Source organism: Streptomyces sp. JJ38 (assembly GCF_019303475.1).
Lineage (GTDB): Bacteria > Actinomycetota > Actinomycetes > Streptomycetales > Streptomycetaceae > Streptomyces.
On the sequence record NZ_JABLSI010000040.1, the window covers coordinates 13,477 to 25,774 of the forward strand.

Sequence of the window (12,298 nt, forward strand, 5' to 3'; positions counted from 1 at the left end):
GCGGGCGACGGCCGGTGTCGTACGCTCGTCACGTGACAGCAGAGGTGGAGCAGGCCATCGAAGACGTGCCGGAGAAGGCCAGGGACGAGTCCGGGGGCGCTGGCGAGGCGCCACGCGGCAGGCGGCGTGTGGCCGTACTCCTCTGGGTGGCGGCGGTGGCCTACGCGCTGGACCTGATCTCCAAGATCGTCGTCGTCGAGTATCTGGAGGGCGAGCCCTCCATCGAGGTCGTCGGCGAGCTGCTGCGCTTCCACGCCGTACGCAACCCCGGGGCCGCCTTCGGCATGGGGGAGGCGTTGACCATCGTGTTCACGGCCATCGCGGCGGCCGTGATCGTGGTGATCTTCCGGATCGCCCGCAAGCTCTACAGCACGCCGTGGGCGATCGCCCTGGGGTTGCTGCTGGGCGGGGCCTTCGGCAACCTGACCGACCGCGTCTTCCGTTCCCCCGGCGTCTTCCAGGGGGCGGTGGTCGACTTCATCGCCCCGGCCCACTTCGCCGTCTTCAACCTGGCGGACTCGGCCATCGTCTGCGGCGGCTTCCTCATCGTCATCCTGTCCTTCCGCGGCCTCGACCCGGACGGCAGGGTCCACCGGGACTGAGCCCGGCGGACGTCACCGGCTGATCCGCACGCGGTAGCCGTCCTCGGTGCGCGTCTCGACGGTCACCGTGACGCCGTCGGCCCCGTGCTGGTGGCTGCCGCCCGGCAGCACCGGCGCGTCCCACAGTTCGGCCAGGGCGGGCGGCCGCCACGCCCCGCACCGGCTGCCACCGCCGCTGCCGGGGGTGGCGTCCAGCACGCGGACCGGGCCGTGGCCCGTGCGCACGCTGGAGTCGACGGTGTACAGCAGCACACCCTCCGTGCAGATCCCGGAGTCCGGCCCGGTGCGGGTGCGGGCCTCGGCGACCAGCGCCGTGCTCTCGCCCGTCCGTACCACGGCGATGCTGCCTCCCTCCGCGGAGCCGACGGGCCGCAGCAGCCAGGTGCCGCCGTCCGGCAGGCAGCCGACGTCGGCGTCGCGCAGCCAGCCGAACTTCCACTTGTGCCAGCCGAGCAGGTCGCTGCGCGCCGCCACGCTCATCGGGTCCCAGGCGCCGGCGAACTCCACCGAGGCGCCGCGGGCCGCGTTGTAGAGGTCGGGCAGGCCGAACAGGTGCAGCGTCTCGTGGGTGAAGTTGCCGCGCTGCCAGTCGGCGCCGTCCTGTTCGCGCCCGAAGACCAGCGCGGCGGCGGTGACGGACCGTCCGCCCACGTCCAGCTCCGCGAACGTCCGGGCCTGGGAGACCGCGGGGGAGGCGGGTACGTTGTCGTCCGCGACGACGAGCAGCAGGTCGGTCTCGGCGAAGCCGGTCCCGCGGCCCTGGGCAGCGTCGACCGCGTCCTGTACGTAGCGCTTCATCGTGGCCGTGGGAACGCGCCGCCCGATGCCGTACGCGCTCCAGGGGCGCGGCATCCGCACCCAGCCGTCGGTCGGTGCGAAGCGCGGCCGGTAGCGGCCGTAGGAGGAGCGGGCGAGGAAGTCGGCCGCTGGATCGGTGAAGAACGCGGCACGCTCGGCCGCCGCGCTGCGGGCGGGGATGTCGGGGAAGTCGACCATCAGCACGGTGGCCGTCTGCTCGCCGAGCGGCTGCAGGTGGCGGCCGGTGTACGGGCCCTCGCCCACCCAGCCGCGCGGCTCCGGGGCGATCGCGCACGGTCCGGTGATGTCGGCGCGCTGGGCCGCGGCGGCCCGCTCCGGTGCGGGGGCGAGCGTCACGGCCGCGGCGGCGAGTGCGAGGACGGCGGCCGGGAGCGGACGCGGGGGCCGGTGGCGGACGCCGCGGGGGCCGCGGGCGCGGGGTCGGCCGGAGGCGCGGGGGACCACGGCGGGCTCCTCTCCCCGCGTCGACCGTGCCGGCCCGTGCCGACGAAGGGGCGGGACCGCGGGTAATGGCACTGTTACGCCCGGCGCGGGACCGGTGCACGCGGGGCTGGTCCGAACGGGTGGCGGGAGTCCGGCATACTCGACGGGGTGAGCACCCCAGCATCCCCCGAGGTCCGTACCCTTCCCGTGCCCGACGGCCTGGAGGGCGAACGCGTCGACGCCGCCCTGGCCAGGATGTTCGGCTTCTCCCGGACGAAGGCCGCCGAGCTGGCCGCCGACGGCAAGGTGCGGGTGGACGGCGCGGCGGCCGGCAAGTCGGACCGCGTCCAGGGCGGGGCCTGGCTGGAGGTCGAGATGCCCGCGCCCCCCGCCCCGGTGCGGGTGGTCGCCGAGCCCGTCGAGGGCATGGAGATCGTGCACGACGACGAGGACCTCGTCGTCGTCATGAAGCCGGTCGGAGTCGCGGCGCACCCCAGCCCCGGGTGGACCGGGCCCACCGTCATCGGCGGTCTGGCCGCGGCCGGGTACACGATCGCCACCTCGGGCGCCGCCGAGCGCCAGGGCATCGTGCACCGGCTGGACGTGGGCACGTCGGGGCTGATGGTCGTCGCCAAGTCGGAGCGTGCCTACAGCCGGCTCAAGCAGCAGTTCCGGGACCGGGTGGTGGACAAGCGCTACCACGCCCTCGTCCAGGGCCACCCCGACCCGCTCAGCGGCACCATCGACGCACCGATCGGCCGGCACCCGCAGCACGACTACAAGTGGGCGGTCGTCGCGGACGGCAAGCCGTCGGTCACCCACTACGACCTGATCGAGGCGTTCCGCGCGGCCAGCCTGCTGGACATCAAGCTGGAGACGGGCCGCACCCACCAGATCCGGGTCCACATGGCGGCCCACCGGCACCCGTGCGCGGGCGACCTCACCTACGGCGCCGATCCCACGCTGGCCCGCCGGCTGGGCCTCACCCGGCAGTGGCTGCACGCCATGCGGCTGGGTTTCGAGCACCCGTCCGACGGCGGCTGGGTCGAGTTCGAGAGCGCGTACCCGGAGGACCTCCAGTCGGCCCTGGACCGGGTACGCGCCGACAGCGCGTAGCCGCCCCGGGCGCCGCCCGCGAGGGTTGAGCGGACGGGACGCCCCGGTCCGCTCAACCCTCGCGGGTGGTGCGGACGCGCGGCAGCGCTTCGGGGTGCTCGTCGCGCAGCCAGGCGAGGAGCTGCTCGCGCACCTCGCAGCGCAGCGTCCAGATGTCGTCCGCGGACCGGGCGGACATGGCCGCGCGGACCTCGATCGTGCTGGGCGTGGTGTCCGTCACGACCAGGCTCCAGCTGCGGCCGTCCCAGGCGTCGCTGGCCCGCACGACCTCCTCCGTCCTGGCGCGCAGCGCGGCCACGGGCGCGTTGTGGTCCAGGTGCAGGTACACCGTGCCGATGATCTGCGAGCCGCCGCGCGACCAGTTCTCGAAGGGCTTGTTGGTGAAGTAGGAGACCGGCATCGTGATGCGCCGCTCGTCCCAGGTCAGCAGGACGAGGTAGGACACGGTGATCTCGTCCACGACGCCGTACTCGCCGTCCACGACGACGGTGTCGCCGATGCGCACCATGTCACCGAAGGCGATCGACAGCCCGGCGAACAGGTTGCTCAGCGTGGACTGCGCCGCGATGCCCGCGACGATGCCGAGGACGCCGGCCGAGGCCAGCATCGAGGTGCCCACGGTCTTCATGCCGTCGAACTGCAACAGGATGGCCGCCGCCGCGACCACGATGACCACGGTCGTCACCAGGCGCTGGATCAGCGTCAGCTGCGTCCGCACCCGGCGGGCGCGCGCCGGATCGTGGGCGGCGCCGGTGTAGCGGGCGGACGTCGTCTCCATGACCGCCGCCGCCACGCGCAGGGCGAGCCAGGCGGAGGCGGCGATCATTATGATCGTCAGCCACAGCTCGACCGTCTCCCGGCTGTCGACCGCGAGGTGCGTGCTGCCGAAGAAGCCGCGTACCAGGGCGACGAACAGCACCGCCGTGAACGGGGTGCGTCCCTGACGCAGCAGGCCCCACATCGGGGTCTCCGGGTGCCGGGCGTCGATCCGCACGAGCAGCCGGTCCACGACCCAGGCGACGATCCAGGCGACGACGAGGGCACCACCGAACACGATGACCGGTCGCAGCACGTTCTCCATGGCGCTTCGAACTCCTTGAGGGGTGAGAGGCTCACTCGACCGTACCTGTCACGATGGGGACCCCCGCCCACGGGACCGTCGGGGGCGGGGACGGGAACGGAAGGAAGTGACGGCGTTGGCCACCGTGGTGCTGTTCCACTCGATCTACGGGCGCAGGCCCGCAGTGGAGGCCGCGGCCGAACGGCTGCGGGCCGCCGGGCACGAGGTGCACGTGCCCGACCTCTACGACGGCCGGGTCCTGGAGACCGTCGAGGAGGGCCGTGCCGTCATGGAGGAGCTCGGCCGGGAGGAGCTCCTGCGCCGCGCCGTGGCCGCGGTGGCCCCGCTCTCCGAACGCGGCGTGGTGTACGCGGGATTCTCGCTGGGGGCCGCCATCGCGCAGAGCGTCGCGCTGGGCGACGAGAAGGCCCGTGCCCTGCTGCTCCTGCACGGCACCTCCGACGTGCCCGAGGGAGCCGCCGTGGACGGCCTGCCCGTGCAGCTCCACGTCGCCGAGCCCGACCCCTTCGAGCCCGACGACTGGCTGAACGCCTGGTACCTCCGGATGGAACGGGCGGGAGCCGACGTCGAGGTCCACCGCTACGCCGGAGCCGGGCACCTCTACACCGACCCGGACCTGGAGGACCACGACGCCGAGGCCGCGGAGCGGACGTGGCGCGTCGCCCTGGACTTCCTCGCCGGGACGGACGCCGCCGCGGCCTCCGGGGCCGCCTGACGCGTCCGGTCCCGGGGCACGTTCCGCGGGCCCCGGGACCGGAGGGGCGCGGTCAGCGCACCGGACCGTCCGCCTCGGCCACCCGCTGGGTGCCGGAGAGCGTCAGGTAGGAACGCACGTGGTGGCTGTCGGCGCCCCGCTCGGTCTTGTCGGAGACGCGGTAGAAGTCCATCTGCGTGCGCTCGGCGGTCACGTCCAGGACGCCGTAGCCGTGGATGTCCGAGTCGATCCACTGGGCGTGCCGGTTGGCCGCCCGCAGCGTCCCCGAGACGATCGGGCTCGTCCAGCCCTCCGGGAGCCGCACGTAGTCGTCGATGTTGTCCGAGGTGACGGAGGTGACGACGAACTCGGTCGCCGCCGTGCCCGAGTGGGGGTACGTCGCCGCCTCCACGGGGACGTCGTTGGCCCAGGACATGTGGATGTCGCCGGTCAGGAAGACGGTGTTGTCGATGCCGCGCGAGCGCAGGTGGGAGAGGAGCTCGCGGCGGTCGTCGGTGTAGCCGTCCCACTGGTCGGTGTTGAGGGCCAGGCCCTCGCTGGGCGTCCCCAGCAGCTCGGCGATGGGCCGCAGCAGATACGCGGGCAGTGAGCCGAACGCCATCGGCGAGATCATCACCGAGGTGCCGACGAGCCGCCAGCGTGAGGAGGAGGCGGCCAGGCCGGACTTCAGCCAGTCCAGCTGGGCGCGGCCGGTGACGGTGCGCTCGGGGTCGTCGACGGCGCCGTCACCGAAGCCGGACTGCTCGCTGCGGAACGAGCGCAGGTCCAGCAGGTGCAGGTCGGCCAGGGTGCCGAAGCGCAGGCGGCGGTAGGTGGTGCCGGCGGTGGAGGGCCGGACGGGCATCCACTCGAAGTAGGCCTGCTTCGCGGCGGCCACGCGGGCCGACCAGGAGCCCTCCTCACCCGGGGTGTGGTTCTCGGCCCCGCCCGACCAGGCGTTGTTGGCGAACTCGTGGTCGTCCCACATGGCGATGACCGGGTGGGCGGCGTGCAGAGCCTGTAGGTCGCCGTCGGTCTTGTACTGGCCATGGCGCGTGCGGTAGTCCGCCAGGCTGGTCATCTCGTGGGCCGGTTCGTGGGGACGGACCGTCCGGCCACGGGTACCGTAGGTGCCGGTCGCGTACTCGTAGAGGTAGTCGCCCAGGTGCAGGACGGCGTGCAGGTCGTCGCGGGCCGCGAGGTGCCGGTAGACGGAGAAGTAGCCCGCCTCCCAGTTGGAGCAGGAGACGGTGCCCAGGCGCAGGTTGTCCGGGGTCGCGTCGGCGGCCGGTGCCGTGCGCGTGCGCCCGGCGGGGGAGCGGGTGCCGCCCGCGGTGAAGCGGTAGTGGTAAGCGGTGCCGGGCCGCAGCCCGCGCACGTCGGCCTTGACCGTGTGGTCCGTGCCGGGGCCGGTCTGGACGGTGCCGCGGGCGGCGACGCGGCTGAAGGCGGCGTCCTCGGCCACCTCCCACGCCACGTCCAGGGCGGCGCCGCGCCCCGAGCCGGGGGTGGCGCCGGGCTCGGGGGTCACGCGGGTCCACAGCAGGACGCCGTCGGGCAGCGGGTCGCCGGAGGCGACGCCGTGCAGGAAGGCGGGGCCGGTCTCGGCGGCGCCGGCCGTGGCGCCCGCGCCGAGCGGTACCAAGGCGGCGGTGGTCGCGGCGGCGGCGAGGACGGTGCGACGCCGGGGGGCGGTCGCGGGCCGCGCGAGTCTGTCGGACGGCGCGGCGGTGGTTGAGGTGTCAGCGTCAAGTTGCGTCACGTTACCGCAGGGTAGGACAACCCGGCGTCAACGCAAGGGTGACTTCCGGCTGTTCACGCAATCGCCCGCCACTCGCCACACGCACCCGCGCCCGCCACATGCGCCCGACCGGCCACGCGTACCCCCGTCCGGCCGCGCCCCGGACCCCGCACACGCCGGCGGGCGGTGCCCCGAAGGACACCGCCCGCCGCCCCGGGAACCCGGGTTACTTCTCCAGCTTGTCCTGGACGACGGACTTGTACTCCGGGGGTGTCATCGGCGCCGTGCCGCGCTCGTTGGTGACCTTCTCACCGTTCAGCTTGACGGTCGGCGTGCCCTGGACGTCCTCGGCGGCGCGGAACTTGTCCGAGATCTTGAGGGCCCACGGGTCGAAGGTGCCGTTGGTGACGGCCTTCTCGAACTGATCGTTGTCCTTGAGTTCCTTCACGTCCTGGGCGATCTCGATGAGCTTCTCGTCATCGGCGAACTCGTCGACGCGCTCATCGGGGTGGACATCGGCCGAGTACAGCAGTTTCTTGTACTCCAGGAACGCTTCGGGGCTGACGTCGAGTGCCGCGCCGAGGGCGCTGAGGGCGTTCTTGGAGCCGCTGCTGTTTCCCAGCTTGTCGGCGGTGTCACCGTCGAGGAACGTCCCGAAGACGAATTCGGCCTTGTAATTGCCGTCTTCGACGTCCTTCATGACGATGTCGCCGACGGACTGCTCGAACACGGCGCAGACGGGGCAGCGCATGTCCTCGTACAGGGTGACGGTGTTCTTCGCGTCCTCGTCACCGATGATGATGTCCGTGCCGTTCTCACCCTGCGTGTTCGCGGGCGCCACGTACTTCTTGTAGTCGCCCTCGCCCTTTGACTCCTTCGGGTCGCCGGCGACGGTGGAGGCGGCGGACCAGTCGCTGTTGTCACCCTCGCCACCTGAGGTGGTCATGTTGGTGATCGCGACGCCGATACCGGCGGCGATGGCCAGGACGGCGACGACGGCCCCGGCGACGCCCAGCTGGCGACGCATCCTCTCCTTCTTGGCCTGCTGCTCGCGCTCGATGCGCAGCCGCTCGCGGGCGGCCCTCTTGGCTTCCTGGCTGTTGCGCTTGCTCATGACGTCATGCTCCGTGGTGTTCGGTACGGGAAGGTACGGCGCCCGGGCCCCGGTGGGGCGGGCGGTGGCGGCCGGCGGGTCAGCCGGCGGCGGGGCGGGGCGGCCCGCGCCGTACGACGGAGTGCGTCAGCAGGGGGAGCGCGCGTGGCGCGCGGGCCCGGTCCTCGGGGCGGAGCCGGGGGCGCCCGGGGGCCGGGGGGAGGACGGTGGCCAGGGCGGCGGCGGAGGGCGGCCACAGCAGCGCGTGGGCGTGGGTGGCGGCGGCGCGCAGCAGCCGGGCGAAGGCCTCTTCGCCGCGCCACAGCCACAGCGAGGCGGCCAGCCCGACGGTGACGTGCGCGCCGAGCAGCAGCCAGGGGGTCAGCGGGTGCGCCAGCTCGGGGACGGGCGTGTCGGCGGCCATGCGGGCCAGCGGCGTGCCGAAGCCGCCGCCCGCGCACACCAGGTCCACGCCCATCGAGCGCAGCGGACCGGTCACGGGTCCGCCGGCCGTGCCGTAGCAGGCGGCCTGGCCCGAGGTGAAGACGGTGTCGGCGGCCAGCTCCAGCGGTATCAGGGCCGCGGCGATGGTGCCGAGACCGCGGCGTCGGTCCGCGAGGACGAACGCGCACAGGAAGACGGCGGCGGTGACGGCCAGCAGGGTGGGCAGCGGTACCGGGGTGGCCGACAGCAGCACGTGCGTGCCCGCGGACAGCGCGACGCACACCGCGGTGAAGACCGCGGCGCGTGCTGTCCGGATGCCGGTACTCGATGCTGCGCCCATCGGGGCCGAGTGTGCCACGCCGGGCCGTAAGCGTCAGGTGAAGATCGGGTACCGGAATCTTCCCGTGACCCGGGAGGCGCGGAGGGACGCGGGATGCGGTCGCTGTCACACCCCGGTCGTAGACTTCGACACCGCCACAGGAAGACGCGCGAGACGTCCAGAACCACAGGAAAACCCCGTGCCGGAGGAGCCCCACCCGTGACAGACCAGCCGTTCACGCATCTGCACGTGCACACTCAGTACTCGCTGCTGGACGGAGCGGCACGGCTGAAGGACATGTTCAAGGCGTGTGGCGACATGGAGATGTCCCACATCGCCATGACGGACCACGGCAACCTCCACGGCGCCTACGACTTCTTCCACCAGGCCGAGGGCGCCGGGATCACCCCCATCGTCGGCATCGAGGCGTACGTCGCACCGGAGTCGCGGCGGTACACGCGGCCGGTGAAGTGGGGCGCGCCGCACCAGAAGCGGGATGACGTGGCGGGTGCCGGCGCCTACACCCACATGACGATGTGGGCGCGCGATCTCACCGGCCTGCACAACCTCTACCGCGCGCAGTCCCGGGCCAGCCTGGAGGGCTTCTTCCGCAAGCCCCGCATGGACCGCGAGCTGCTGGCCGAGTACTCCGAGGGCCTGATGGCGACGACGGGCTGCCCGTCGGGCGAGGTGTCCACCCGCATCAGGCTGGGGCAGATGGACGAGGCCCTGAAGGCCGCGGGGGAGTTCCAGGACATCTTCGGCAAGGAGAACTTCTTCGTCGAGTTGATGGACCACAACATCGACATCGACCGCCGGGCCCGGGCCGGTCTGGAGGAGATCGCCCGCAAGCTCGGGGCCCCCTTCGTCGTCACCAACGACTCGCACTACACCTACGAGCACGAGGCGTCCGCGCACGACACGCTTCTGTGCATCCAGACCGGCAGCAACCTCTCCGATCCCGACCGCTTCAAGTTCGACGGTTCCGGCTACTACCTGAAGTCCGCGGCCGAGATGTACGCGATCGACAACTCGGACGCCTGGCAGGAGGGCTGCCGCAACACCCAGCGGCTCATCGCCGACCGCGTGGACACGACGGGCATGTTCAAGCCCCGCAACCTCATGCCCAGGTTCGACGTGCCCGACGGCTACGACGAGGTGAGCTGGTTCCAGGAGGAGGTCAGGCGGGGGATGGCCCGCCGCTACCCCGGCGGCGTCCCGGAGGACCGCCAGCGGCAGGCGGCCTACGAGATGGGCGTCATCATCGAGATGGGGTTCCCCGGCTACTTCCTCGTCGTGGCCGACTTCATCATGTGGGCCAAGAACAACGGCATCGCCGTCGGCCCGGGCCGCGGCTCGGCGGCCGGCTCGATCGTCGCCTACGCCATGGGCATCACCGACCTCGACCCGATCGACCACGGTCTGATCTTCGAGCGGTTCCTCAACCCCGAGCGCGTCTCCATGCCCGACGTCGACATCGACTTCGACGAGCGCAGGCGCGGTGAGGTGATCCGCTACGTCACCGAGAAGTACGGCGCCGACAAGGTCGCCATGATCGGCACGTACGGCACCATCAAGGCGAAGAACGCCATCAAGGACTCCGCGCGGGTGCTGGGCTACCCGTACGCCGTGGGGGACCGCATCACCAAGGCCATGCCCGCCGACGTCCTGGGCAAGGGCCTGCCGCTGTCGGGCATCACCGACAAGAACCACCCGCGCTACAGCGAGGCGGGCGAGATCCGCTCGATGTACGAGAACGAGCCGGACGTCACCAAGGTCATCGACGCCGCCCGCGGCATCGAGGGTCTGGTGCGGCAGATGGGCGTGCACGCGGCCGGCGTGATCATGTCCAGCGAGCCGCTGATCGACCACGTCCCGGTCTTCTCCCCGAAGAACGACGGCGTGGTCGTCACCCAGTGGGACTACCCGAGCTGTGAGTCGCTCGGCCTGCTGAAGATGGACTTCCTGGGTCTGCGCAACCTGACGATCATGGACGACGCCCAGAAGGCCATCAAGAAGAACAAGGGCGTCGACATCAAGCTGCTCGACCTGCCCCTGGACGACCCGAAGACGTACGAGCTGCTCCAGCGCGGCGACACCCTCGGAGTCTTCCAGTTCGACGGCGGCCCCATGCGCTCCCTGCTGCGCATGATGAAGCCCGACAACTTCGAGGACATCTCCGCCGTCTCGGCCCTGTACCGGCCGGGCCCGATGGGCATGAACTCGCACATCAACTACGCCCTGCGCAAGAACGGCCAGCAGGAGATCACCCCGATCCACCCGGAGCTGGAGGAGCCGCTCCGGGAGGTCCTGGACATCACCTACGGCCTCATCGTGTACCAGGAGCAGGTGCAGAAGGCCGCCCAGGTGCTCGCCGGGTACAGCCTCGGCCAGGCCGACCTGCTGCGCCGGGCCATGGGCAAGAAGAAGCTGGAGGTGCTGGAGAAGGAGTTCGCCAACTTCCAGAAGGGCGCCCGGGAGAAGGGCTTCTCGGACGAGGCCATCCAGGCCGTGTGGGACGTCCTGGTGCCGTTCGCCGGGTACGCGTTCAACAAGGCGCACTCCTCGGCGTACGGGCTGGTCACCTACTGGACGGCCTACCTCAAGGCCAACTACCCGGCCGAGTACATGTCCGCGCTGCTCACCTCCGTGCGGGACGACAAGGACAAGTCGGCGGTGTACCTCAACGAGTGCCGTCGCATGGGCATCAAGGTGCTGCCCCCGGACGTCAACGAGTCCGACGCCAACTTCACGCCGCGCGGCGACGACACGATCGTCTTCGGCCTCACGGCCGTGCGCAACGTCGGCCAGAACGTGGTGGACGCCATCGTGCGCTGCCGGAGGGCCAAGGGCGCCTACGAGTCCTTCCCCGACTTCCTGGACAAGGTGGAGGCCGTCGTCTGCAACAAGCGGACGATCGAGTCCCTGATCAAGGCCGGGGCGTTCGACGAGCTGGGCCACACGCGCAAGGGGCTCACCGCGCAGTTCGAACCGATGATCGACAACGTGGTGCAGGTCAAGCGGAAGGAGGCCGAGGGGCAGTTCGACCTCTTCGGCGACCTCGGTGCGGACGACGGCTCCGACGGCCCCGGATTCGGGCTCGACGTCGAGTTCTCCCCGGAGGAGTGGGAGAAGACGTACCTGCTCGCCCAGGAGCGGGAGATGCTGGGCCTCTATGTCTCCGACCACCCGCTCTTCGGCATCGAGCACGTCCTGGGCGAACGCGCCGACGCGAGCATCTCGCAGCTCACGGGCGGGGAGTACAGCGACGGCTCGACGGTCACCATCGGTGGCATCATCTCCGGCCTCCAGCGCAAGATGACCAAGCAGGGCAACGCCTGGGCCATCGCCACGGTGGAGGATCTGGCGGGCTCGATCGACTGCATGTTCTTCCCGGCCACCTACCAGCTGGTCTCCACCCAGCTCGTCGAGGACGCCGTGGTGTTCGTCAAGGGGCGGCTGGACAAGCGGGAGGACGTGCCGCGGCTGGTCGCGATGGAGCTGATGGTCCCGGACCTGAGCGAGGCCTCCGCCAACGCTCCCGTGACGATCACGATTCCGTCGGTCAAGGTCACCCCGCCGCTGGTGGCGAAGCTGGGTGAGGTGCTCACCCACCACCGGGGCTCCTCCGAGGTGCGGGTGCGGCTGGAGGGAGCCCGCAGGACCACGGTCCTGCGGCTCGACCGCCACCGCGTCACGGCTGATCCGGCGCTCTTCGGCGATCTCAAGGAGCTGCTCGGGCCGTCCTGCCTGGCGGGCTGAGGCGCGGCGCCTTCTCGGGAGGTCCGCGCCGAGGCGCCCGGCCGGCTGACGCGGTCTCTCGGGCCCGGGTGCCGTGCCGTCCTGTGCCTCGCGGGCTGTGGGGTGCGGTGTGGCTGTTCGCGCAGGTCCCCGCACCCCGCCCGGGCACGGCCGACGTGGGAGTGAGGGCGCCTCGGGTGGGCCGGGGCGCCCTCACTCACCGGT

Annotated in this window: 9 protein-coding genes; 4 read left to right on the top strand and 5 right to left on the bottom strand. The window is 71.7% G+C overall.

The features are described from left to right. Positions 1-44: 44 nt before the first annotated feature. Positions 45-602, top strand: coding sequence for a signal peptidase II (lspA, locus tag HPT28_RS20260; RefSeq protein ID WP_219092619.1), 558 nt, complete (start codon positions 45-47; stop codon positions 600-602). 12 nt (positions 603-614) lie between these two features. Here the strand turns inward: lspA and HPT28_RS20265 are convergent, their stop codons facing one another. Continuing rightward, on the bottom strand, positions 615-1,865 hold the full coding sequence (locus HPT28_RS20265; RefSeq protein ID WP_219092588.1) for a peptidase M6: 1,251 nt from the start codon (positions 1,863-1,865) through the stop codon (positions 615-617). A gap of 147 nt (positions 1,866-2,012) precedes the next feature. Here HPT28_RS20265 and HPT28_RS20270 point away from each other — a divergent pair, with 147 nt between their 5' ends. Further along, positions 2,013-2,960 carry an RluA family pseudouridine synthase gene (locus HPT28_RS20270; protein ID WP_219092589.1) on the top strand — a complete coding sequence of 316 codons (948 nt, stop codon included), beginning with the start codon at positions 2,013-2,015 and terminating at the stop codon, positions 2,958-2,960. Positions 2,961-3,012: 52 nt separating this feature from the next. Here the strand turns inward: HPT28_RS20270 and HPT28_RS20275 are convergent, their stop codons facing one another. Next, entirely contained in the window at positions 3,013-4,041 is a 1,029-nt protein-coding gene (locus HPT28_RS20275) for a mechanosensitive ion channel family protein (protein ID WP_219092590.1), read from the bottom strand. 106 nt (positions 4,042-4,147) lie between these two features. Here HPT28_RS20275 and HPT28_RS20280 point away from each other — a divergent pair, with 106 nt between their 5' ends. Continuing rightward, positions 4,148-4,756 (top strand): dienelactone hydrolase family protein, encoded by a 609-nt coding sequence (locus tag HPT28_RS20280; protein ID WP_219092591.1) that lies wholly within the window; start codon positions 4,148-4,150, stop codon positions 4,754-4,756. Between the two features lie 52 nt (positions 4,757-4,808). Here the strand turns inward: HPT28_RS20280 and HPT28_RS20285 are convergent, their stop codons facing one another. The 3 genes from HPT28_RS20285 to HPT28_RS20295 form a co-directional block, all read right to left on the bottom strand. After that, positions 4,809-6,497: an alkaline phosphatase gene (locus HPT28_RS20285; RefSeq protein ID WP_219092592.1), complete on the bottom strand. Its 1,689-nt coding sequence runs from the start codon at positions 6,495-6,497 to the stop codon at positions 4,809-4,811. A 205-nt stretch (positions 6,498-6,702) separates the two neighbouring features. Then, positions 6,703-7,590 carry a DsbA family protein gene (locus HPT28_RS20290; protein ID WP_219092593.1) on the bottom strand — a complete coding sequence of 296 codons (888 nt, stop codon included), beginning with the start codon at positions 7,588-7,590 and terminating at the stop codon, positions 6,703-6,705. A gap of 79 nt (positions 7,591-7,669) precedes the next feature. Beyond that, entirely contained in the window at positions 7,670-8,353 is a 684-nt protein-coding gene (locus HPT28_RS20295) for a hypothetical protein (protein WP_219092594.1), read from the bottom strand. Positions 8,354-8,551: 198 nt separating this feature from the next. On the opposite strand from HPT28_RS20295, the gene dnaE reads away from it, so the two are divergent. After that, entirely contained in the window at positions 8,552-12,094 is a 3,543-nt protein-coding gene (dnaE, locus tag HPT28_RS20300; protein WP_219092595.1) for a DNA polymerase III subunit alpha, read from the top strand. The last annotated feature ends 204 nt before the right edge of the window (positions 12,095-12,298 follow it).

Coding starts and splice junctions, on each gene's coding strand:
- HPT28_RS20290 (WP_219092593.1), bottom strand. CDS start 7,590: ATGAGCAAGCGCAACAGCCAGGAAGCCAAGAGGGCCGCCCGCGAGCGG.
- HPT28_RS20295 (WP_219092594.1), bottom strand. CDS start 8,353: ATGGGCGCAGCATCGAGTACCGGCATCCGGACAGCACGCGCCGCGGTC.
- HPT28_RS20275 (WP_219092590.1), bottom strand. CDS start 4,041: ATGGAGAACGTGCTGCGACCGGTCATCGTGTTCGGTGGTGCCCTCGTC.